The organism is Pseudomonas bijieensis (assembly GCF_013347965.1).
GTDB lineage: Bacteria > Pseudomonadota > Gammaproteobacteria > Pseudomonadales > Pseudomonadaceae > Aquipseudomonas > Aquipseudomonas bijieensis.
The window spans coordinates 2,040,284-2,063,809 of record NZ_CP048810.1 but is presented as its reverse complement, the minus strand read 5'-3'; the positions used below and the strand labels follow the sequence as shown (position 1 = coordinate 2,063,809).

The window sequence follows — 23,526 nt, the reverse complement described above, 5'->3', positions numbered from 1 at the left end:
CTGCTCGCGATAGCGTCAGATCAGTAACAATGATGTCGACTGTTACACCACTATCGCGAGCAGGCTCGCTCCCACAGGGTCCAGCACCCGACCAAGTAACCGACAAAAAATGCCCGTATCTTTCGAAACGGGCATTTTTTTGTTTTTCAGGAACAGCTTGCCGCTAACCCTCACTGATCATCGAAATACCGCTCATGCCAATCCACCAGCGGTTGCGGCGAGTTGAGTTTCTGGCCGTAGATCACCGAGTACGACAACACGTTCTGCACGTATTGGCGGGTTTCGTCGAACGGGATGCTTTCGACCCAGACGTCGAAACTCAAGTGGTCGGCGCCGCGCAGCCACTGGCGCACGCGACCGGGGCCGGCGTTGTAGGCCGCCGAGGCCAGGACGCGGTTGCCGTTGAACTGGCTGTGAACCTGGCTCAGGTAGGCCGCGCCCAACTGGATGTTCTTGTCCGGGTTCAACACTTGTTGGGGGGAGGCCAGGGGAATGCTGAACTTGCGCGCGGTTTCCTTGGCGGTGCCTGGCATCAATTGCATCAGGCCGGCGGCGCCGACGCTGGAGCGGGCATCATCCATGAACGCACTTTCCTGCCGGGTAATGGCGAACGCCCAGCTTGGATGCAAGCCACGGATCTTGGCTTCGCGCACCAGGGTGTCGCGGTGGGCCATCGGGAAGCGGATGTCCAGGTCGTCCCAGTACTTGGCCTGGCTGATGGTGCGAATGGCCGGGAAATACCATTTCAGGTCGTAGGCCAGCTTCGCCTGGGCGACCATCTCGTCCCGGTTGAAATGCCGGCTGACGTGATACCACTCGCGGCGTCCGTCGACAATCTCTCCGCGGGCATGGAACTCCAGCGCCCGACGCACGCCGGGGGTGTTGCGCACCTTATTGATCAATGCCTGGCTCATCACCAGCGGCTTGTTCACCAACGAATACGGCGACTGGGAACGGTCGGCGGCCAGGAAACCATAGAAGTCCCGCTCACGGGCCAGGTGCTTGTAGAGCGTCAGGGCCTCGGGGTTCTGCGGCTGAGCCAACTCCAGGGTACGGGCTTGCCAGTACCGCCAGCGGTTGGTGCTGGCCAGCGACTCGGGCAGGCGGCGGGTCAATTGGTACGCATCGTCCCAACGGGCCAGGCGCAGCAGCAGGCGCAGGCGCCACTCCGAAACGGTGTCGTCGCGCAGTTCCGGGTCGTATTTCGTCATCACGTCCAGGGCCCGACCGTCGAAGCGCTTGGCCAGGGTCAGGCCGATCTCCCGGGCAATCGCGACTTTTTCATCCCGGGAAAAATGCATGGTGCTGGCGTAGCCATCCAGCAGCGCCATGGCTTTTTCCGGGTCCTGGCGGGCCAGGCGACGCAGGCCAAGGCTGACGATGTCGGACATCGGTTCATCGGCCGGGCTAAAGCGCGAGGGCTGGTTGAGCAACTCGGGCTTTTGCGCCACGTCCACCAGCAACTTGCCACGGGGGGCGAGGGTGGTCAGGCCGCTGACCAGGCTGTTGGCCAGGGGATAATTGCGCGCCTGGGCGGCCAGTTTTGTCCGCTCCCAACGTTTCTGTTCGGTCAACTGGCCTTGGCCGGCCCACAGGCCGAACAACGCATCACAGGCTTGGGGCAGGGATTTGCCGGTGAGCCACAACTTCTCGGTGTTGGCGTAGCCTTCGGCCTTCAGGCCATGGCTGAGTTGGTACTGGGCGTTGAGGCAGTCCAGTTCGGTGAAATTGAGCTTGGGGTCGTAATACTTGACGAAGGTTTCCCAGTCGCCGCGTTCGGTCAGCCAACGCAACCAGCGCAGCTTCATCCAGTTGGCCTGGGGCAGGTCGCCGTGTTCGGCGAGGAATTTTTCGATTTCCGCGTTGCTGGCGCTCTTGAGGCGGGCGGTCAGTTCGTCATAGGCCAGGTACGGCTCCAGCGGATAATCACGCAGGGCCTGGCTGTAGCGAAAGTAGGGGCCGGAATCACCCTTGGCCAAGGCGCGCTTGGCTTCGTCGTAATACTGGCGCTGGGTGGAAATATCCACCGCCTGAGCGGTTTGAAAGGCAGTGGCACAGATGAAAAGACAAGATAAAGCACTGAAAAGGCGACTGCGCATGATACGTCCGGGCAGAAAAAAACATGACAAGCCCAAGGGTTAACCCAGGGTAACTGCCTGTAGCTTAGCCTTTTGCCAGCAGCCGGCGAAAGCTTTGCGGGGCTGTCGGCGCAAGTTGGCAACATTTGTTGTGCAGAGTGCTTCAGTGGCGAAATTGGCGGACCCTTGAGGGCTCATCTCAGGTAGAATGCGCGCCCAGTTTTTGGAGAAGCTCATGACCCTGCTCAAATTCAGCGATGTGTCCCTTGCTTTCGGCGCTATGCCGTTGTTGGACAAGGTGTCCTGGCAGATCGCCCGTGGTGAGCGGGTGTGCATCATCGGCCGCAACGGCACTGGCAAGTCCAGCATGATGAAGCTGGTCAAGGGCGATCAGAAGCCCGACGACGGCTCGGTCTGGCGCGCGCCAGGCCTGAAAATCGGCGAATTGCCCCAGGAACTGCCGGTGGCCGACGAGCGGACCGTGTTCGACGTGGTTGCCGAAGGCCTGGACGGTGTCGGCGCGCTGCTGGCCGAGTATCACCACCTGAGCCAGAACATCGTCACCGATGCCGACCTGGACAAGTTGATGCACGTGCAGCACGACCTTGAAGCCCGCGATGGCTGGCGCCTGCAGCAGCTGGTCGACAGCACCCTGAGCCGCCTGCAATTGCCGGCCGACAAGACTCTCGCCGAGTTGTCCGGCGGTTGGCGTCGTCGCGTCCTGCTGGCCCAGGCCCTGGTGTCCGAGCCGGACCTGCTGCTGCTCGACGAGCCGACCAACCACCTGGACATTGGCGCCATCGCCTGGCTTGAAGAGGCCCTGAAAGACTTCCAGGGGGCGGTGCTGTTCATCACCCACGACCGGTCCTTCCTGCAAAACCTGGCGACCCGCATCCTCGAGCTGGATCGCGGCGGGCTGATCGACTGGAACGGCGACTACGCCAGTTTCCTGGTGCACAAGGAAGCGGTACTGGCGGCGGAAGAGACCGCCAACGCACTGTTCGACAAGCGCCTGGCCCAGGAAGAAGTCTGGATCCGCCAGGGCATCAAGGCCCGTCGCACCCGCAACGAAGGCCGTGTACGGGCCCTCAAGGCCTTGCGCGTGGAGCGCAGCGAACGACGCGAACGCACTGGCAAGGCCAATATCCAGCTGGAAACGGCTGACAAGTCTGGCAAGCAGGTGATGGTGCTGGAGAACGTCAGCTTCGCCCATCCAGGCGGTCCGTTCCTGGTCAAGGACTTCTCCATGGTCCTGCAACGTGGCGACCGCATCGGCCTGCTGGGCGCCAACGGCACCGGCAAGACCACCTTGCTCAAACTGATGCTCGGTGGCCTGGTACCGACCAGTGGCAAGGTGGAAGAGGGCACGAAGATCGACGTCGCCTACTTCGACCAGTTGCGCCATCAGTTGGACCTGGAGAAGACCGTGATCGACAACGTGGCCGAAGGTCGCGATTTCATCGATATCGACGGCCAGAGCCGCCACGTGCTGAGCTACCTCGGAGATTTCCTGTTCAGCCCCCAGCGTGCCCGCACGCCGGTCAAGGCGCTCTCCGGTGGTGAGCGCGCCCGTCTGTTGCTGGCCAAGTTGTTCAGTAAGCCGGCGAACCTGCTGGTGCTCGACGAACCGACCAACGACCTGGACGTGGAAACCCTCGAGTTGCTGGAAGAGGTGCTGCTGACCTTCAACGGCACTGTGCTGATGGTCAGTCACGACCGGGCATTCCTCGACAACGTGGTTACCAGCACCCTGGTATTCGAAGGCGAAGGCCTGGTTCGCGAATACGTGGGTGGTTATCAGGATTGGCTGCGCCAGGGCGGCTCGCCGCGTCTTTTGGGCGTGACCGAAAGCAAGTCCGGCAAGGCCGACCTGAATTCGGCCGTGGTCAAGGCTGAGCCAGCCCCGGTTACCGCCGCAGCGGCCCCGGCTCCGGCGAAGAAAAAGCTCAGCTACAAGCTGCAGCGTGAACTGGAAGCCTTGCCGGGTGATATTGACGCGAAGGAACAGCAGATCGCAGCGGTGGAAGCGGAGATGGCCGACACCGGGTTCTACCAGCGACCTGCCGCCGAAACCGCCAAGGTGATCGCGCATCTGGAGCAATTGCAGGCCGAGCTGGACGCGCTGGTCGAGCGTTGGGCTGAACTGGACGCTTGATCCATCGTTGAGAAAAATCCCGGCGTTCAGCAATGGACGCCGGGATTTTTACTTGAAACGCTATTCCCCTGTAGGGGTGAGCCAGTGGGAGCAAAGCTTGCTCGCGATGAACGATAACGCGGTCATTCGACAGGCCGGGATGCCTTCATCGCGAGCAAGCTTTGCTCCCACAGGCTCGCTCCCACAGGGTATGGGGTTATGTGCGCTTGACCAGGTGCACCGCCAACACATCGCAAGGCGCCCCATGCAGTACGTCGTTGGCGGTCGAGCCTAGCAACAGTGCCAGGCCGTGGCGGCCATGACTGCCGACGACGATCAGGTCGCAACCCTGTTCCTTGGCCAGGTGATGGATTTCCTGGCGTGGCTGGCCGTAGGTCAGGTGGCTGAACTCCTTCTTCAGGGCCGGGTATTTCACGATCAGTCGGTCAAGGCGTTCCTTGGCCTGGTCGAATTGCTGCTGCTGCAACTGGGAAAGGTCCATCGGCACATCGCCGCCGAAGGCCATGGCCATCGGTTCGACGATGTGCACCAGTGACAGCTGGGTGTCTCGGCCTTCGCAAAGGGCGAGGGCGCGCTTGACGACCGGATCGCATTCTTCAGTGAGGTCAACGGCGACCAGAACGTGTTTGTAGTACATGGAAGGCACTCCAGAGAATTGCGATACGGTAAGTATGGCTGGTTTCAAGCGCATTGACGCGACCTGGGTCAATGGGCTCATCAGAATCGGGGAGTACGAATATGACGGTCTGGATAGTGCTGTCAATCCTGTTGGTGGTGTTAAGTCCACTGGCATGGTTGCGTCCGTCCCGTGTACAGAGCGGGCGCATGGCCTTGCGCATGGAAGCACGACGCCTGGGCCTGGCCATGCAACTGGCGCCGCAGGAGTGGCCGCACTGGCTGGGCCAGCAGCCGCCCAACCCCTGCGCCCAGTACCACCGGCCTCGGCGAGGCAGCCAACCAGCCTGTTGGAGCTACTGGCAAACTGCGCCGGGCGTCTGGGTCAATCAGTGGCGGGAAGTCTGCCTGGATGAATCTCTGCTCAATCATTTCGAAAAATTGCCGGCCAACGTCTACAAGGTCGAAGCCGACCGACAAATGATTGCCTTGTACTGGGGCGAGAAGGGCGAAGCCAGTGTGTTGCTGGCCATTGCCGATGTGCTCAAGGCATTGGCCTGAGACATAAAAAAGCCCGACAGTCTCATCGGGCGGGTTGGCCAGGCAGGCCGGTAATCAAGCTGTGCCAGGGCGTGCGTTCGTAACGCCCTTCATTCCTGAATTTTCAATCGCGCACCCGACAGCGTAGTCGGTTGGATCCGTTATGTGTGGAATTAGGGCGATTTTTCTAATTATTGATTCTATGAATAGCTGCTCATGCGGGGCCGTGTTGCGGATCCGTACGGTACGGAAATGACCGTAAAGTCGCGTTCATGCCTGTGTTTAGGGCGATTGACAATTGTCGGAAATTCCGTGAAGGTGACGTACCCAAATCAAACGGGCGTATGAATTGAGCGTTTGTATTTTCAGAATGCTCCTACAGACCCCGACTATCGCGTTGACGGGTGTGCCTGGCGGATTGGCGTAGCATCGACGGTAAACGTCAATGCCATACCTGCGGTCAGCGTTCAACGTGTACTGTTCAGCTTCCATATCGTGGAGATCAGTTGATGATTTACGAAGGTAAAGCCATCACGGTTAAGGCTCTTGAAAGTGGCATCGTCGAACTGAAATTCGACCTCAAGGGTGAGTCCGTCAACAAGTTCAACCGTCTAACCCTGAATGAACTGCGTCAGGCCGTGGACACTATCAAGGCAGATGCTTCGATCAAGGGTGTGATCGTCAGCAGCGGCAAGGACGTATTCATCGTCGGTGCCGACATCACCGAATTCGTCGACAACTTCAAGCTGCCCGATGCCGAACTGATCGCTGGCAACCTCGAAGCCAACCGTATTTTCAGCGACTTCGAAGACCTCAACGTACCGACCGTCGTGGCCATCAACGGCATCGCCCTGGGTGGCGGCCTGGAAATGTGCCTGGCGGCGGATTACCGCGTCATGTCCACCACGGCCAAGATCGGCCTGCCGGAAGTCAAACTGGGCATTTACCCGGGCTTCGGCGGAACCGTGCGCCTGCCGCGCCTGATCGGTGCCGACAACGCCATCGAGTGGATTGCCGCGGGCAAGGAAAACCGTGCTGAAGACGCGCTGAAAGTCGGCGCCGTGGATGCCGTGGTCGAACCTGGCAAGCTTCAGGAAGCAGCCCTTGAAACCGTCAAGCGCGCTATCAGCGGCGAGTTCGACTACAAGGCCAAGCGTCAGCCGAAGCTGGAGAAGCTCAAGCTCAACGCCATCGAACAAATGATGGCCTTCGAAACCGCCAAGGGTTTCGTGGCCGGTCAGGCAGGCCCGAACTACCCGGCACCAGTCGAAGCGATCAAGACCATCCAGAAAGCCGCGAGCTTCGGTCGCGACAAGGCCCTGGAAGTCGAGGCCGCAGGCTTCGTCAAACTGGCCAAGACCTCGGCTGCGCAAAGCCTGATCGGTCTGTTCCTCAATGACCAGGAACTGAAGAAAAAGGCCAAGGCCTACGACGAAATCGCCAGTGATGTGAAGCAGGCTGCCGTGCTCGGCGCCGGCATCATGGGTGGCGGTATCGCCTACCAGTCGGCGTCCAAGGGCACGCCGATCCTGATGAAGGACATCAACGAACACGGGATCGAGCAGGGTCTGGCCGAAGCCGCCAAGCTGCTGGTCGGCCGCGTCGACAAAGGTCGCATGACCGCTGCGAAGATGGCCGAAGTGCTCAATGGCATTCGTCCGACCCTGTCCTATGGCGATTTCGGCCATGTCGACCTGGTGGTCGAAGCCGTTGTCGAGAACCCGAAGGTCAAGCAAGCGGTACTGGCCGAAGTCGAAGACAAGGTCAAGGAGGACACTATCCTTGCCTCGAACACCTCGACCATTTCCATTTCGCTGCTGGCCAAGGCCCTCAAGCGTCCGGAAAACTTCGTCGGCATGCACTTCTTCAACCCGGTGCACATGATGCCGCTGGTGGAAGTGATCCGTGGCGAGAAGTCCAGCGAACATGCGATTGCCACCACCGTCGCCTACGCGAAGAAAATGGGCAAGAACCCGATCGTCGTCAACGACTGCCCGGGCTTTCTGGTCAACCGTGTGCTGTTCCCGTACTTCGGCGGTTTCGCCAAGTTGGTCAGCGCCGGTGTGGACTTCGTGCGCATCGACAAGATCATGGAAAAATTCGGCTGGCCGATGGGCCCGGCGTACCTGATGGACGTGGTCGGCATCGACACCGGCCACCACGGTCGCGACGTCATGGCTGAAGGCTTCCCGGATCGCATGAAGGACGACCGCCGTTCGGCCGTCGACGTGCTCTACGAGGCCAAGCGCCTGGGCCAGAAGAACGGCAAGGGCTTCTACGCCTACGAGACCGACAAGCGCGGCAAGCAGAAGAAAGTCGCCGACTCGTCGGTACTGGAAGTGCTCAAGCCGATCGTCTACGAGCAGCGCGAAGTCACCGACGAGGACATCATCAACTGGATGATGATCCCGCTGTGCCTCGAAACCGTGCGTTGCCTGGAAGACGGCATTGTCGAAACCGCCGCCGAAGCCGACATGGGGCTGGTCTACGGTATCGGTTTCCCTCCATTCCGTGGCGGTGCGCTGCGCTACATCGATTCGATCGGTGTGGCCAAGTTCGTTGCCCTGGCTGACCAGTACGCTGATCTGGGCGCGCTGTACCACCCGACTGCGAAGCTGCGTGAAATGGCCAAGAACGGCCAGAGCTTCTTCGGTTAAGCGCCCAACGACTAGAGCGAGAGAACATTTATGAGCTTGAATCCTAGAGACGTCGTGATTGTCGACTTCGGTCGTACGCCGATGGGCCGCTCCAAGGGCGGCATGCACCGCAACACCCGCGCCGAAGACATGTCGGCGCACCTGATCAGCAAGCTGCTGGAGCGCAACGTCAAGGTCGACCCCAACGAAGTCGAAGACGTGATCTGGGGCTGTGTGAACCAGACCCTGGAGCAGGGCTGGAACATCGCCCGCATGGCCTCGCTGATGACCCAGATCCCTCACACGGCGGCCGGCCAGACTGTCAGCCGCCTGTGCGGTTCGTCCATGAGTGCGTTGCACACCGCCGCCCAGGCGATCATGACTGGCAACGGTGACGTGTTCGTCGTCGGCGGGGTCGAGCACATGGGCCACGTGAGCATGATGCATGGTGTCGACCCGAACCCACACATGTCGCTGTACGCGGCAAAAGCTTCGGGCATGATGGGCCTGACCGCGGAAATGCTTGGCAAGATGCACGGCATCACCCGCGAGCAGCAGGACGCCTTTGGCGTGCGCTCCCACCAGCTCGCCCACAAGGCGACCGTGGAAGGCAAGTTCAAGGATGAGATCATCCCGATGCAGGGCTACGACGAGAACGGTTTCCTGAAACTGTTCGACTACGACGAAACCATTCGTCCGGAAACCACCCTGGAAAGCCTGGCGGCCCTCAAGCCGGCATTCAATCCAAAGGGCGGCACCGTGACAGCCGGTACTTCGTCGCAGATCACCGACGGTGCCTCGTGCATGATCGTGATGTCGGCCCAGCGCGCCCAGGACCTGGGTATCCAGCCGATGGCGGTGATTCGTTCGATGGCCGTGGCGGGTGTGGATCCGGCGATCATGGGCTATGGTCCAGTACCGGCCACGCAGAAAGCCTTGAAGCGTGCAGGCCTGGGTATTGCTGATATCGACTTCTTCGAGCTCAACGAAGCTTTCGCCGCACAGGCCCTACCAGTGCTGAAAGATTTGAAAGTGCTCGACAAGATGAACGAGAAGGTTAACCTGCACGGCGGCGCGATCGCCCTGGGTCACCCGTTCGGTTGCTCCGGTGCGCGTATCTCCGGCACGCTGCTCAACGTCATGAAGCAGAATGGCGGCACCTTTGGTGTGTCCACCATGTGCATTGGCCTCGGCCAGGGCATCGCCACTGTCTTCGAACGCGTCTAAGCGTTGCGTCGATGGAAGCCGGGGCCAAGTGCCCCGGTTTTTGTTTTTCCGGGTTTAGTAAAAAAGATTTTTGTTTTTATTTTGAAAAGATTTCAGTGAGGGCCAAAGCATGCCGATACAACCTGGGCTCTACCAACATTATAAAGGTCCGCAGTACCGCGTATTCAGCATTGCGCGGCATTCCGAGACCGAGGAAGAAGTGGTCTTCTATCAAGCCCTGTATGGCGATTACGGCTTTTGGGTACGTCCCTTGAGCATGTTCCAGGAGTCCGTCGAGGTTGACGGCGAACAGGTGCCACGCTTTGCTTTGGTGCAGGCCGAGGAGAGCATTTTTTCCAAGCCTTGAGGCCGGTATGCGGGCAACCCTGCGCTTGACCTCACCTTGCAGCCACTATATATAGCGGTGCCGCGTCAGGCGCCAACCGCCTTTCACTTTTTAGAATTCAGGAATTTTCTGATCCATGGGCAAATCGCTGGTCATTGTGGAATCCCCGGCTAAGGCCAAGACCATCAACAAGTATCTGGGCAACCAATACGTGGTGAAGTCGAGTATCGGCCATATCCGAGACCTGCCCACCAGCGGTTCGGCTAGCGCCAGCAAGGAGCCAGCCGCCAAGCGCGGCAAGGCTGCTGCCGGTGAAGCGCCGGCGCTGTCGCCGAAAGACAAGGCGCGCAAGCAGCTGGTCTCACGCATGGGGGTCGATCCGGAACATGGCTGGAAAGCCAAGTACGAGATCCTCCCAGGCAAGGAAAAGGTCATCGAAGAGCTGCGTCGGCTCGCCAAGGATGCTGACACCATCTATCTCGCAACGGACTTGGACCGCGAAGGGGAAGCCATTGCCTGGCACCTGCGCGAAGCCATCGGTGGGGACGACAGCCGCTACAAGCGCGTGGTGTTCAACGAAATCACCAAGAAAGCCATCCAGGAAGCCTTCTCTCAGCCGGGCGAGCTGGATATCGATCGGGTCAACGCCCAGCAGGCGCGTCGTTTCCTCGATCGCGTGGTGGGCTACATGGTCTCGCCACTGTTGTGGGCCAAGATCGCCCGCGGGCTGTCTGCCGGTCGTGTGCAGTCGGTCGCGGTGAAGCTGGTGGTGGAGCGCGAGCGGGAGATCCGCGCGTTTATCCCTGAAGAATACTGGGAAGTCCACGCCGACCTTGGCACTGCCAAGGGCGCTACCGTGCGTTTCGAGGTGGCCCGCGAGAAGGGTGAGGCCTTCTAGCCGCTCAACGAAGCCCAGGCCATGGCTGCGCTGGAGAAGCTCAAGGCTTCCAGCTACAGCATCGTCAAGCGCGAGGACAAGCCGACCAGCAGCAAACCGTCGGCGCCGTTCATCACTTCCACGCTGCAACAGGCTGCGAGCAACCGCCTGGGTTTTGGCGTGAAGAAAACCATGATGATGGCCCAGCGTCTATATGAAGCCGGCTACATCACTTATATGCGTACCGACTCGACCAACCTCTCGGCCGATGCCGTGGCGATGGCGCGCACTTATATAGAAAGCGAGTTCGGCAAGAAATACCTGCCGGACACGCCGAACGTCTACAGCAGCAAGGAAGGCGCACAAGAGGCTCACGAAGCGATTCGTCCGTCCGATGCCAATACCGAGCCAAGCAAGCTGTCGGGCATGGAGCGCGACGCCGAGCGTCTCTACGAGTTGATCTGGCGCCAATTCCTGGCCTGCCAGATGCTGCCGGCGCAATACCTGTCGACTACCGTCAGCGTCGGTGCTGGCGACTTCGAGCTGCGCGCCAAGGGCCGCATCTTGAAGTTCGACGGCTACACCCGCGTCATGCCGCAAATCACCAAGCCCGGGGATGACGACGTCCTGCCGGACATGGCCCAGGGTGACGTGATGAAGCTGATCAAGCTTGATCCGACCCAGCACTTCACCAAGCCACCGGCTCGTTATTCGGAAGCCAGCCTGGTCAAGGAAATGGAAAAACGCGGCATCGGTCGTCCTTCGACCTACGCGGCGATCATTTCCACCATCCAGGATCGCGGCTATGTAGCGCTGCACAACCGTCGTTTCTATTCGGAGAAGATGGGCGACATTGTTACCGAACGTTTGTCCGAGAGCTTCTCGAACCTGATGGACTACGGTTTCACCGCCGGCATGGAAGAGAACCTCGACGATGTGGCCCAGGGCGAGCGGGACTGGAAAAACGTCCTCGACGAGTTCTACGGCGACTTCAAGAAAAAACTCGAAGTGGCTGAAAGCGCCGACAATGGCATGCGGGCCAATCAGCCGGTCATGACCGACATTCCGTGCCTGACCTGCGGGCGTCCGATGCAAATTCGCACGGCATCGACAGGTGTCTTCCTCGGTTGCTCGGGCTACAGCCTGCCACCCAAGGAGCGCTGCAAGGCGACGGTCAACCTGGTACCGGGCGACGAAATCGCCGCGGACGACGAGGGCGAGTCGGAATCCCTGGTGCTGCGCGGCAAGCATCGCTGCCCGATCTGCAGCACGGCGATGGATGCCTACCTGCTGGATGAAAAGCGCAAGCTGCACATCTGCGGCAACAACCCGGACTGTGCCGGCTACGAGATTGAAGAGGGCACCTATCGCATCAAGGGCTACGAAGGTCCGAGCCTGGAATGCGACAAGTGTGGCAGTGAGATGCAGCTCAAGACCGGTCGTTTCGGCAAGTTCTTCGGGTGCACCAATCCGACCTGCAAGAACACCCGCAAACTGCTCAAGAGCGGTGACGCGGCGCCGCCGAAGATGGACCCGGTGAAGATGCCTGAACTCAAGTGCGAGAAGGTCAATGACACCTACATCCTGCGCGACGGCGCCTCCGGCCTGTTCCTGGCGGCCAGCCAGTTCCCGAAAAACCGTGAGACCCGTGCACCGTTGGTAATGGAGATCGTGCCGCACAAGGACGAGATCGATCCGAAGTACCATTTTCTTTGTGACGCGCCGCAGAAGGATCCGGAAGGGCGTCCAGCGGTCATTCGCTACAGCCGCAAGACCAAGGAGCAATATGTGCAGACCGAAGTCGACGGCAAGCCGACCGGTTGGAAAGCCTACTACGACGGCGGTAAGTGGACGGTTGAAGACAAGCGCTGATCGCTGGCGCTTGCCTGAGTTAGGGGGCTCCCCGTGGCGAGGCAGCTTGCTCCCGCTGGGCGACGTAGCCGTCCCTATAGCCTGAACTGAGCAAAAGGCCGCATGACACCCCGTAGGTTTTCATGCGGCCTTCTTGTTTTTGGCTTGCAGTGGCCTCGGTTGATCCACGACACTGTCCCACTTGCTTGAAGCTTTCATTTCGTTGGGGAGACGCCACCATGGCCCACGAACTCTATACCCGCACCAATCAGAAAATTTATTTCGCCGGTCTGTCGCTTGAAGCGCTCACCAGGGCCGAGGATGGGCGTGCGATGAATTCCCCGGCGTTGCTCCAGGCAGGACGCGAATCCGCGCTGTTTCACCTTTACGGTGCGCTGTTGGGGTTGTGCCATGAAATCGCCGGTTTCTATCGCCTGCCGCAAGCGAACGCGTCGCGGGCCGAGTTGTTGTTGACCCGCGAGGTGCTGGAAACCATCGCTATTCCGGAATTGGCCGAAATGGTCGAGCTGGCGCACAATCCGGAAACCTGGCTGGCGAAGCTATTGGCGGCCCATGCGGCGCTGTTCGAGCCGCCCCGGGCCCCGCGCAAGCCCAAGGGGGACGTGACCCAGCCGTTGATCGTGGCGGTCAATCTGGATGAGCAAGAACCTGAGCAGGAGTTGAGCCGGGAGGAGCTGGAGAGCTGGCGCCAGAACCTCAAGAGCCTGGCGATACGCTTTCGTGAAGGGTTGAACGAGTGCTGAGTTTCCCCACGGCCCGTTACGCTCGTTGATGACGCTTGGTCAAGATCCCGAGCGGAGCCTGGCCGATGACTATATAATCCTCGCCTTTCGTGGAGAACAGACTTTTATGCCTACGTCCTTTCTAGAAATTGTCGAACTTCCTGATGGCCGCATCGAGCTGCGCAGGGCTGAGGACGAAGGTTCTCTGGTGACCCTGAACTTCTCCGAAGATGCCAAGGTATTCCTTCAGGGCCAACACGTCGAAGTCGCCAAGGCGATGCTGAGCGTGGGCGTCCAGATGGCAGGTCGCCTGGTTGAAGGCGAATTCAACAAGGAAGAGGGGCCGCGGGTTCTTCATTGATCCCGCCTGTCGGCTTTTTTGAATAGTATGACTGGCCGGCTTCTCTGTCTTGGAGAAGCCCCGCGTTTGTTTTAACCCAATCGAATATTCAGACTTTGTGCGTCCCCAATACGGGCGGCGCTGATCAACTGTTGCCGTGCGGTCGTGGTCAGTGGATTGAGCCAACTGACCACGGTGTGGCTACGGCCCAGGCGCAATGCTTCGCAGGTCAACTGTTGGGCGCTTTGGGTGCCTCGCGGCTGCAACAGTAGAATGCGTTCGCGGTTCAGGCCGGCATCCCGCAGCCAGGCCTGGGTAACGCTGGCCGGCGGCGCGATCAGCGTCAACCAGCGAGCGTCCTGGTCCTGGCTGAGTTCCCGCAGAATCGGCGCCAACAGGTTCAGGCAGTTTCCAGCCGCACCACGTAACGACAGTTCGCTGAAAGCCTCGGGCTCGACGCTCCACGGCGACTCGATGACCTCTTTCAGGACTGGAACCAGCGGTTGAGCCATGAATGCCTCGAACAGCGGAAGTTGTGTGTGTTGTGGTGTGTGAGGGAACTGCATAAAGCCTCCTTTAGCGGCGAATGACGCCGACACTCAAGCCTTCGATGACCAGATCCTGATCTTTCAGGTTCACTTCGATGGGCGCGAACTCAGGGTTCTCGGCGATGAGCCAGACCTTGCTGCCGTCGCGCTTGAAGCGCTTGACGGTCACTTCGTCGCCAATTCGCGCCACTACGATCTGGCCATTGCGGGCTTCGCGGGTGGTGTGGACGGCCAGGAGGTCACCGTCGAAGATGCCGATGTCCTTCATGCTCATGCCGTGTACACGAAGCAGGTAATCGGCCCGAGGATGGAAGAACGAAGGATTGATGTTGCAGGATTCCTCGACATGCTGTTGGGCAAGGATCGGTGCGCCTGCCGCCACCCGGCCGATGATTGGCAAGGTGGTTTCGTCGGCCTTGGCTTCGAAGCCGGGGATGCGAATGCCACGGGATGCGCCCGGGGTCATTTCGATCGCACCCTTGCGCGCCAGCGCCTTGAGGTGTTCTTCAGCCGCGTTGGGCGACTTGAAACCCAGTTCCTGGGCGATTTCCGCACGGGTTGGCGGGTAGCCGTTGTCTTCGAGGCAGCGTTTGATGAAGGCCAGAATCTCTGCTTGGCGTGGCGTCAGCTTTAGCATATTGATCGCTCTGTCTTTTTATACAGTGACTGGGATTATATACAGTGGACGCCGCTTGGCAATCCTCCTTTTTTCACAGGCCGCTGGACGGTCGGTCGGACTGTTGGACACGACATGGCTACCACCCGTGAAAAGGTGTGGTTAAATACGTGACCGGGCGTTCGCAAAACGCCCCGGCAGGCTTGACAACCCATGGGCTGAAACGTATGTTTCAAACAAGTGTTTGTCAGGCGGAGTAACCATGGCCCAGTCGGAAACCGTTGAACGCATTCTCGATGCTGCCGAGCAGTTGTTCGCGGAAAAAGGTTTCGCTGAAACCTCGTTGCGTCTGATCACCAGCAAGGCCGGGGTGAACCTGGCAGCGGTGAACTATCACTTCGGTTCGAAAAAAGCCCTTATCCAGGCGGTTTTCTCGCGTTTCCTCGGGCCTTTCTGCCTCAGCCTCGATCGCGAGCTGGAGCGGCGCCAGGCCAAGCCTGACGTCAAGCCGACCCTGGAAGAACTGCTGGAAATGCTGGTCGAGCAAGCGCTTGCCGTGCAGCCACGCAGTGGTAACGATCTTTCCATTTTCATGCGTTTGCTAGGCTTGGCTTTCAGCCAGAGCCAGGGCCACTTGCGGCGTTATCTGGAAGACATGTACGGCAAGGTGTTCCGCCGCTACATGCTGCTGGTCAATGAGGCCGCGCCGCGCATTCCGCCGATCGAGTTGTTCTGGCGGGTGCACTTCATGCTCGGTGCTGCGGCATTCAGCATGTCCGGTATCAAGGCATTGCGGGCCATCGCTGAAACCGATTTTGGCGTGAACACGTCGATCGAGCAGGTGATGCGCCTGATGGTGCCGTTCCTGGCGGCCGGCATGCGTGCCGAAAGCGGTGTCACCGATGAGGCCATGGCTGCCGCACAATTACGCCCTCGTAGCAAATCGGCCCCGGCCCCGGTGTTGGCCAAGGCTTGACGGGTGGGCGCGGCAGCCTACATCCGCTAAGCTAGCCGCCCATGCCGACTCTCGTTTCGAACCTGCTTTGTATTTTATTCCACAATCGTTGCCTGCCGGCCCTGCAGCCCGGCGGCACGGTCGTGCCTGTGGGGTTCATCGTTATTAAGGAAATACTATGACTGCTGGCCTGCAAGGCTCGTTGATGGTGGATGTCGCCGGTACCTGGCTGACGGCCGAAGATCGCCACCTGTTGCGCCAGCCCGAAGTGGGTGGCCTGATTATTTTCGCGCGCAACATCGAACATCCACGGCAGGTGCGCGAATTGAGCGCCTCGATCCGTGCCATCCGTCCCGACCTTTTGCTGGCGGTCGATCAGGAGGGTGGTCGCGTGCAGCGCCTGCGCCAGGGGTTTGTGCGGTTACCGGCGATGCGGGCGATAGCCGACAACCCGAATGCCGAATACCTGGCCGAGCAGTGTGGCTGGATCATGGCCACCGAAGTGCTGGCGGTCGGTCTCGACTTGAGTTTTGCCCCGGTGCTGGACCTCGATTACCAGCGCAGCGCCGTCGTCGGCAGTCGTTCCTTTGAAGGCGACCCCGAGCGCGCGGCGTTGCTGGCCGGTGCCTTCATCCGTGGCATGAGCGCCGCGGGGATGGCGGCCACCGGCAAGCACTTCCCGGGGCATGGCTGGGCCGAGGCCGATTCCCACGTGGCTATTCCCAACGATGAGCGCAGTCTCGAGCAGATTCGCACCAACGACCTGGTGCCGTTCGCCAAGCTGAGCAAGCAGCTTGCGGCGGTCATGCCTGCCCATGTCATTTATCCTCAGGTTGACGCCAATCCAGCCGGATTTTCCCGTCGCTGGTTGCAGGACATCCTGCGCGGGGAGTTGCAATTCGAGGGTGTGATCTTCAGTGATGACCTGTCGATGGCTGGAGCTCATGTGGTCGGCGATGCTGCCAGTCGTATCGAGGCAGCGTTGACGGCGGGTTGCGACATGGGCCTTGTGTGCAATGACCGCGCTGCCGCGGAGCTGGCCTTGAGCGCCGCCCAACGCCTGAAGGTCAAGCCTTCGGCGCGGATCGCCCGCATGCGCGGCCAGGCCTATGCCTCCACTGAATACCGCCAGGACCCGCGCTGGCTGGCGGCACTGGGCGCGTTGAGAGCTGCCCAACTGATCGACTAGCGCTAAGCAATGGGGGAGCGCTGTGGATCAGCGCTTTTCCAGTTTGTCCGGCAGCGGCGCGAACAACGCTTCGATATCGTCGCTCTGCAATTTCCAATCCCCGGCCACGCGTCCGTCCAGCACGCCGGCCGCGAGGTCGGATTTTTCCTTTTGCAGCAGCTGGATTTTCTCTTCCACCGTGCCTCGGGCAATCAGCTTGTAGACGAACACTGGTTTTTCCTGGCCGATACGGTAGGCACGGTCGGTCGCCTGGTTTTCGGTGGCGGGGTTCCACCACGGGTCGTAGTGAATCACCGTGTCGGCCTCGGTCAGGTTCAGGCCTACACCCCCGGCCTTCAGGCTGATCAGAAAGATCTGACGCTTGCCGCTCTGGAATTCTTTGACCGGCGTGCGTCGGTCCCGGGTCTGACCCGTCAGGATCGCGTAATCGACCCCGCGCTTTTTCAGCTCATCTTCGATCAGCGCCAACATGGACGTGAACTGAGAAAACAGCAGCACCCGACGGCCTTCTTCAAACAACTCTTCGAGCATTTCCATCAGGCTGTCGAGCTTGCCCGAGGTGCTGCCTCGGGCAGGCAGGGCGGCGTCGTTGATCAGGCGTAGATCGCAACACACCTGGCGCAGCTTGAGCAGCGCTTCAAGAATGATGATCTGGCTGCGGGCCACGCCTTTGCGGGTGATCTCGTCACGGACTTTCTTGTCCATCGCCAGGCGCATGGTTTCGTAGACGTCCCGCTGGGCATCGCTGAGTTCGACCCAATGGATGATCTCGGTCTTGGGTGGCAGTTCCGTCGCCACTTGTTCCTTGGTCCGGCGCAACAGGAAAGGTTTTATCCGACCGTTGAGGTGCTGGAGTCTGACATCGCTGCCACGTTTTTCGATAGGCACACGGTAATCACGGTTGAAGCTCTTGACGTCCCCAAGCCACCCCGGCAGCAGGAAGTGGAACAGCGACCACAATTCGCCCAGGTGATTCTCCAGTGGTGTACCGGAGAGGCACAACCGCTGGCGGGCGTTGAGCTCGCGGGCGGCCTGGGCGGCTTTGCTGGTGGGGTTCTTGATGTACTGGGCTTCATCGAGAATCAGCACGTGCAATGGCTGCGCGGCGAGACGTTCGACATCCTTGGGCAGCAGCGCATAGGTGGTCAGGATCAGGTCGTAGTCGGCCAGTCGGTCGAAGTGTTTTTTGCGCCCGGCCCCATAAAGCGCCAGCACCTTGAGTTGCGGCGTGAAGTGGGACGCTTCGTCGAGCCAGTTGGGAATCAGGCTGGTGGGCATGACCACCATGCACGGTCGGTCGAGGCGTCCGGCGTTCTTTTCGCTGAGAATGTGCGCCAGGGTCTGTAGGGTTTTGCCCAGACCCATGTCGTCCGCGAGAATGCCGCCGACTTCCAGCTGACGCAGCGATTGCATCCAGCTCAAGCCTTCGAGCTGATAAGGCCGCAGTGTCGCGTTCAGGCCTTCTGGCGCGGTGGCGGTGTAATCCTTGATATCCCGCAGGCGTTGGGCCAGGCCGCGAATGTGTTCGCCACCTTCCCAGGTCAGCGGCATGTCCTGCAGTGGGTTCAGGCGCAAGGCGTCCGCACTGTTGAGGCGCAGTTTGGTGGTGCCGGGTTCTTGCAGGTAAAACTCGCCCAGGGTCGCCAGCACCGGTTTCAGCCGGCCGTAGGGCAGCGCCACTTGCTGTGGGCCGAACTCCGAGTTCGGGCGGTTGGGCAGGTTGACCAGGATAAGTTCGTCGTCACGGCGCCGGGCCAGGCGTTCCGGGTTGAACAGTTCGATGTGCGAACGCATCAGGTTCAGCAGGATCGGCAACAGGCTCAGGCGCTCACCGTTGACGATGATCCCCAGTTCCAGGTCGAACCAGTCCCGCTCCGGCGTTTCCTCGACAGTGGCGTACCACTCGTCCACCGCCGTCAGGTCGAAGCCGAAGTCCTCGTCGATCTGCAATTCCCAGCCCTGGCTACGGAGTTTCGGCAGGTCGTTGAGGGTGAAGGTCAACCAGGCGCTGTCGTTGACCATCTCGTACAGTTCCCCGGCGCTTTCCGGCAAGGCCTTGCTTTGTCGGGTCGCGACCTTGAAACCGAGGATTCGCAGCTGTTCGCGGTAGGACTGCTCCACATCGGTGTGGCGTTTTATCCGCAGCGTCTGGGTTTCCTGGCGAATCAGCACGTCGGTGTTGCGCTGGCCGCTGACGTATTCGTCCAGGTAACTGAAGGACAGGGCCGCGCGGTGTTGGATGTAGCGTTGCATCTTGCCGTTGCGTGGCTCGAAGGCGCTGAACTCGATGCTGGCCAGCCACAGCCGCGGTACCGGCTGCACGTTATCCACCAGCACTTGCGGCGGGGCCTTGGGGCTGCGGTTGTCCAGCACCGCCTGGAGTTTCTCCAGCAACTGCGCGTCTTTTTCGGCGGCCGGGTAGGCCAGGGTTTCCTGGACTTGCAGCAACACTGCCGCGCAATGCTTGCAGTTGATACGCACCGGGCAGGAGCAAGCGGCTTCGAGCAGAATCAGCGCGCCCTTGGCTGACTCTTTAAGGCGAATGGTCTGACGGTAGACGTTGCCGCCAGAGCCTTCGCAACTGGCGGTGATGGTGCTGTCGCCGGCCTCGACGATCCTGACGCGGTTTTCCAGCGCATAACGGCGCCCGCGCTCCAGGCTCTGTTCCTTGAATCGATTGACCCAGGAAGGTGCCAGGGGTTTGCTCAGGGGCGAGGGCATAGGCGCGCCAATCAGTCCGGAATGACTTCAGGTGCCTGCCGTGGCGCGGGCGCGGTCAGCGAGGTGATCTTGATCAACAGGCCGAGATGACCGTTGTCGAGGAAGTTCAGTTGGCCATTCTTGGTGTGGCTCTGTTGCTTGAGGCGCTCGCTGGCGGTGACCAGGCCATTGGTGTTGATCTGGTTGACCCAGAAATCGGCATCCACGTCGGTGAAACGACCCAGTTTCAGCTCCAGGGTGCCTTCGATAGGGAATTGCCCGAACTGCTCGGCACCGTCGCTGATGGCGACTTTGCGGCCCTGTTCACCGAGGGTCTGTTGCCAGGCCTTGTGCATCAATACCGTGTATTGGCCGCTGGCGTTGAGTTTCTCGACGATGTTGCCCAGGGCCGGCGTACGCTGGCTATCGGCACCCAGGCGTTGCGCGCCGGCGTCCCAGTCTTCCGGTGCGGCGCGACTGATGATCGCCGGCTCGGCATTCTGGCGCACCAGAATCATTTCAACCTGATACAGGTCGTCGGCAAACGCCAGGGGGGCGACCAGGGTCAACAGCAAGGTCAGTGAGCGAAACAGGCGCATGTGGCGTCCTTCAAGCAGTGGTCGGAGTGAGGCGCTCGAACAGCGCTTCTACGGTATTGAAACGCTCTTCCGGGCGTTCCATGGGCACCATGAACTTGAACATCGTGGCGCCTTCGAACTTGTAGCGTTTGGGTTGGCCCTGGATCAGCTTGATCAGCACCAGTGGGTCGACCGGCGTCTGGGCCTCGAACTCGATCCGGCCACCGTTGGGGCCGCCATCGACTTTCTTGATGCCCAGCTGTTCGGCCTTGAGCTTGAGCAGCGTGGTGCGCACCAGGTTCTTGGTCGGTTCCGGCAACAGGCCGAAGCGGTCGATCATCTCCACTTGCAGGTCCTTGAGGCCTTCCTCGTCGCTGGCCGAGGCGATGCGTTTGTAGAGAATCAGCCGCGCGTGGACATCCGGCAGATAGTCTTCCGGGATCAGTGCCGGCACCCGCAGGTTGATTTCCGGCCCGCCGCCCAGGGGTTGGTCGAGGTTCGGCTGTTCGCCCTTGCGGATCGACTTGACCGCTCGTTCGAGCATTTCCATGTACAGGGTGAAACCGACGGCCTGGATCTGACCGCTCTGGCCGTCGCCGAGCAATTCGCCGGCGCCACGGATTTCCAGGTCGTTGGTGGCCAGCACGAAACCGGCGCCGAGGTCCTGGGTATTGGCGATGGCTTCCAGGCGCTTTTCCGCATCCGGGGTGATCTGCTGGCGTGGCGGGGTCAACAGGTAGGCATAGGCTTGGTGGTGGCTACGCCCGACCCGGCCGCGCAGCTGGTGCAACTGGGCCAGGCCGAATTTGTCGGCGCGCTCGATGATGATGGTGTTGGCGCTCGGCACGTCGATGCCGGTCTCGATGATGGTCGAGGCGATCAGCACATTGAAGCGCTTGTGGTAGAAGTCGCTCATCACCTGCTCGAGTTCGCGTTCGCGCATCTGCCCGTGGCCGATGCCGATACGGGCTTCCGGCACCAGTTCGGCCAGGTCGGCGGCGCATTTCTCGATGGTCTTCACGTCGTTGTGCAGGTAATAGACCTGGCCGCCACGCAGCAGCTCACGCAGCAAGGCTTCCTTGACCGTGCTTTTGTTCTGCTCCATCACGAACGTGCGCACTGACAGGCGCCGGGCCGGCGGCGTGGCGATGATCGACAGGTCGCGCATGCCCGACACGGCCATGTTCAATGTGCGTGGGATCGGCGTGGCCGTCAGGGTCAGGATGTCGACTTCGCTGCGCAGGGCCTTGAGCTGCTCTTTCTGGCGCACACCAAAGCGGTGCTCCTCGTCGATGATCACCAGCCCCAGGTTTTTGATCTTCACGTCGTCCTGCAGCAGCTTGTGCGTGCCGATGACGATGTCGATCTTGCCTTCGGCCAGGTCGGCCACGGCGGCATTCACTTCCTTGGTGGATTTGAAACGGCTCATGACTTCCACGGTCACCGGCCAGTCGGCGAAGCGGTCGCGGAAACTGTTGTAGTGCTGCTGGGCGAGCAGGGTGGTCGGCACCAGGATCGCCACCTGCTTGCCACCGTGCACGGCGATGAACGCGGCGCGCATCGCCACTTCGGTCTTGCCGAAGCCGACGTCGCCACACACCAGCCGGTCCATGGGCTTGGGCGCGAGCATGTCGGCGCGCACCGCTTCGATGGTGGTCTGCTGGTCGACGGTTTCTTCGAACGGGAAACCGGCGCTGAAGGTTTCGTAGTCGGCTTTCGGATCGGCGAAGGCATAGCCCTCACGAGCTGCGCGCCGGGCGTAGATGTCCAGCAGTTCGGCGGCCACGTCGCGCACCTGTTCGGCCGCCTTGCGTTTGGCTTTCTGCCAGGTTTCCGAGCCCAGGCGATGCAGTGGGGCCAGGGCGTCGTCGCTGCCAGTGTAGCGGGCGATCAGGTGCAGGTTCGCCACCGGCACATAGAGCTTGGCGCCCTCGGCGTATTCCAGTGTGAGGAATTCAGCGGCCTGATTGTCGATCTCCAGGGTCGCCAGGCCCAGGTAGCGGCCCACGCCGTGGTCGATGTGCACCACGGGCGCACCTTCGCGAAGTTCTGTGAGGTTCTTGATGACGGCGTCGTTGGCGGCGTCGGCGCGTTTCTCGCGACGGCGACGTTGCATGACGCGCTGGCCGAACAACGGGCTTTCGGCGACCAGCGCGAGGGCGGGGTCATCGAGTACCAGTCCTTCGTCCAGCGGGGCGATGGTAATCGCCAGGCGATCCTTGCCGGCGACGAAGTCCGGCCAGTTGTCCACCGTCTTCGGTCGCAGCTTCAGGCGTTCAAGCAGCTCCAACAGCACTTCGCGACGACCCGCGGTTTCGGCGGTGAACAATACGCGACCGGGGAATGTGTCGAGAAAGCCAGCCAGCGCTGCCAGTGGCTGCGTGGCCTTGGCTTCGATGGCCAGGTCCGGCAACGCTTTGGCCGGGAAGCGTTCACGACCGACACCGGTCTCCACGTCCTGCTGGCTCGCCACCACCCGCGGCCAGCTCTTGAGGCGGGCAAAACAGTCCTCCACCGGCAGGAACAGCTCGGCTGGCGGCAATAAAGGCCGGGAAGGATCGACGCGACGCTCTTCGTAGCGGTTGCGCACGTCGTTCCAGAAGTTTTCCGCTGCTTGCTCGATGCCCGGCAGGGAGAACACCTGGGTGTCCTGGGGCAGGTAATCGAACAGGGTGGAGGTTTCTTCGAAAAACAGTGGCAAGTAGTACTCGATGCCGGCGGGAGTAATCCCGCTGCTCAGGTCCTGGAAAATCGGGCAACGGCGAAAATCCACATCGAAGCGCTCGCGAAAGCGTGCCTTGAAGCGGGTCACGGCTTCCTTCTGCAGCGGGAACTCCTTGGCCGGCAACAGGCGGATCGATTGCACTTTGTCGATGGAGCGCTGGTTTTCCGGATCGAAGGTGCGCAGGGTCTCGATTTCGTCATCGAACAGGTCGATGCGATAAGGCAGCTTGCTGCCCATCGGGAACAGATCGATCAAGGCGCCGCGTACCGCGAACTCGCCGTGCTCGTACACCGTGTCGACGCAGCGATAGCCAGTGGCCTCGAGGCGGGTGCGCATTTGCTCGACATCGAGCTTCTGGCCGATGTCCAGCACCAGGCTGCTACCGAGCAGGAACTGGGTCGGTGCCAGGCGATGTAGGGCCGTGGTGATCGGCACTACCAAAACGCCATGACTGAGCTCCGGCAGCCGATAAAGGCTGGCGATTCGCTGGGAAATGATGTCCTGGTGTGGCGAAAACAGATCGTAGGGCAGGGTTTCCCAGTCCGGGAAATGCAAGACCGGCAAATCCGGAGCGAAGAAACTCAGCTCCTGTTCCAGCCGCTCGGCGCTTTGGCTGTCGGCGGTCAGCAGCAGGGTGAAACGCTTTGCAGCGCTGGCAGCCTCGGCGATGGCCAGGCTCAGGGCGGCACCGGGCAGGTTGCCCCAGTGCTGTTTACCTGCCGCGGCAGGGAGAAGCGGAAGACGCAGAACGGGCACGGAAGGTTGAGCTCCAGCGTTGCGACAAAGTCGGCAATTGTAGCGGGGGAAGGGGGCTGCTGTCAGTCGCAG

General features: G+C 60.7%; 16 protein-coding genes and 1 pseudogene. 10 read left to right on the top strand and 7 right to left on the bottom strand.

Annotation, left to right across the window (positions count from 1 at the left end; all coding sequences use genetic code 11):
- Nucleotides 1-170: 170 nt before the first annotated feature.
- Complete coding sequence (locus GN234_RS08870) at nucleotides 171-2,099, bottom strand: transglycosylase SLT domain-containing protein (RefSeq protein ID WP_116834202.1); 1,929 nt, start codon at nucleotides 2,097-2,099, stop codon at nucleotides 171-173.
- A gap of 214 nt (nucleotides 2,100-2,313) precedes the next feature.
- Here GN234_RS08870 and GN234_RS08865 point away from each other — a divergent pair, with 214 nt between their 5' ends.
- Nucleotides 2,314-4,233, top strand: a complete 1,920-nt coding sequence (locus GN234_RS08865; RefSeq protein ID WP_109751574.1) for an ATP-binding cassette domain-containing protein — start codon at nucleotides 2,314-2,316, stop codon at nucleotides 4,231-4,233.
- A gap of 196 nt (nucleotides 4,234-4,429) precedes the next feature.
- Here the strand turns inward: GN234_RS08865 and GN234_RS08860 are convergent, their stop codons facing one another.
- The gene (locus GN234_RS08860) at nucleotides 4,430-4,870 is read right to left on the bottom strand and encodes a universal stress protein (protein ID WP_163854648.1); all 441 of its coding nucleotides are present in this window, start codon (nucleotides 4,868-4,870) and stop codon (nucleotides 4,430-4,432) included.
- A 101-nt stretch (nucleotides 4,871-4,971) separates the two neighbouring features.
- Between GN234_RS08860 and GN234_RS08855 the strand changes: the two genes are divergently transcribed.
- The 7 genes and pseudogenes from GN234_RS08855 (at nucleotide 4,972) to GN234_RS08825 (ending at nucleotide 13,408) form a co-directional block, all read left to right on the top strand.
- Entirely contained in the window at nucleotides 4,972-5,409 is a 438-nt protein-coding gene (locus GN234_RS08855; protein WP_109751576.1) for a hypothetical protein, read from the top strand.
- A gap of 488 nt (nucleotides 5,410-5,897) precedes the next feature.
- On the top strand, nucleotides 5,898-8,045 hold the full coding sequence (gene fadB, locus GN234_RS08850; protein WP_176688308.1) for a fatty acid oxidation complex subunit alpha FadB: 2,148 nt from the start codon (nucleotides 5,898-5,900) through the stop codon (nucleotides 8,043-8,045).
- Between the two features lie 30 nt (nucleotides 8,046-8,075).
- On the top strand, nucleotides 8,076-9,251 hold the full coding sequence (fadA, locus tag GN234_RS08845; protein WP_024618393.1) for an acetyl-CoA C-acyltransferase FadA: 1,176 nt from the start codon (nucleotides 8,076-8,078) through the stop codon (nucleotides 9,249-9,251).
- Nucleotides 9,252-9,360: 109 nt separating this feature from the next.
- Complete coding sequence (locus tag GN234_RS08840) at nucleotides 9,361-9,597, top strand: DUF1653 domain-containing protein (protein WP_025212748.1); 237 nt, start codon at nucleotides 9,361-9,363, stop codon at nucleotides 9,595-9,597.
- A gap of 115 nt (nucleotides 9,598-9,712) precedes the next feature.
- Nucleotides 9,713-12,325 (top strand): annotated as a pseudogene (gene topA / locus GN234_RS08835) (type I DNA topoisomerase).
- Nucleotides 12,326-12,543: 218 nt separating this feature from the next.
- Nucleotides 12,544-13,068 carry a DUF6586 family protein gene (locus GN234_RS08830; protein ID WP_109751579.1) on the top strand — a complete coding sequence of 175 codons (525 nt, stop codon included), beginning with the start codon at nucleotides 12,544-12,546 and terminating at the stop codon, nucleotides 13,066-13,068.
- Between the two features lie 106 nt (nucleotides 13,069-13,174).
- The gene (locus GN234_RS08825; protein WP_003183419.1) at nucleotides 13,175-13,408 is read left to right on the top strand and encodes a hypothetical protein; all 234 of its coding nucleotides are present in this window, start codon (nucleotides 13,175-13,177) and stop codon (nucleotides 13,406-13,408) included.
- A gap of 71 nt (nucleotides 13,409-13,479) precedes the next feature.
- Here GN234_RS08825 and sulA read toward each other — a convergent pair whose 3' ends face one another.
- Together sulA and lexA are read right to left on the bottom strand one after the other, a co-directional pair.
- Entirely contained in the window at nucleotides 13,480-13,953 is a 474-nt protein-coding gene (gene sulA / locus GN234_RS08820) for an SOS-induced cell division inhibitor SulA (RefSeq protein ID WP_163854643.1), read from the bottom strand.
- Nucleotides 13,954-13,963: 10 nt separating this feature from the next.
- Nucleotides 13,964-14,572: a transcriptional repressor LexA gene (gene lexA / locus GN234_RS08815; RefSeq protein WP_003199651.1), complete on the bottom strand. Its 609-nt coding sequence runs from the start codon at nucleotides 14,570-14,572 to the stop codon at nucleotides 13,964-13,966.
- A gap of 241 nt (nucleotides 14,573-14,813) precedes the next feature.
- Between lexA and GN234_RS08810 the strand changes: the two genes are divergently transcribed.
- Entirely contained in the window at nucleotides 14,814-15,527 is a 714-nt protein-coding gene (locus GN234_RS08810; RefSeq protein ID WP_109751581.1) for a TetR/AcrR family transcriptional regulator, read from the top strand.
- Between the two features lie 169 nt (nucleotides 15,528-15,696).
- Complete coding sequence (gene nagZ, locus GN234_RS08805) at nucleotides 15,697-16,695, top strand: beta-N-acetylhexosaminidase (protein WP_176689573.1); 999 nt, start codon at nucleotides 15,697-15,699, stop codon at nucleotides 16,693-16,695.
- A 27-nt stretch (nucleotides 16,696-16,722) separates the two neighbouring features.
- Here the strand turns inward: nagZ and GN234_RS08800 are convergent, their stop codons facing one another.
- Genes GN234_RS08800 through mfd form a run of 3 tightly spaced genes read right to left on the bottom strand, consistent with a single transcriptional unit; the run spans nucleotide 16,723 to nucleotide 23,454 of the window.
- Entirely contained in the window at nucleotides 16,723-19,416 is a 2,694-nt protein-coding gene (locus tag GN234_RS08800; protein ID WP_109751583.1) for a DEAD/DEAH box helicase, read from the bottom strand.
- Between the two features lie 11 nt (nucleotides 19,417-19,427).
- Nucleotides 19,428-19,994, bottom strand: a complete 567-nt coding sequence (locus GN234_RS08795) for a CsiV family protein (RefSeq protein WP_109751584.1) — start codon at nucleotides 19,992-19,994, stop codon at nucleotides 19,428-19,430.
- A gap of 10 nt (nucleotides 19,995-20,004) precedes the next feature.
- On the bottom strand, nucleotides 20,005-23,454 hold the full coding sequence (mfd, locus tag GN234_RS08790; RefSeq protein WP_176688307.1) for a transcription-repair coupling factor: 3,450 nt from the start codon (nucleotides 23,452-23,454) through the stop codon (nucleotides 20,005-20,007).
- Nucleotides 23,455-23,526 lie beyond the last annotated feature (72 nt).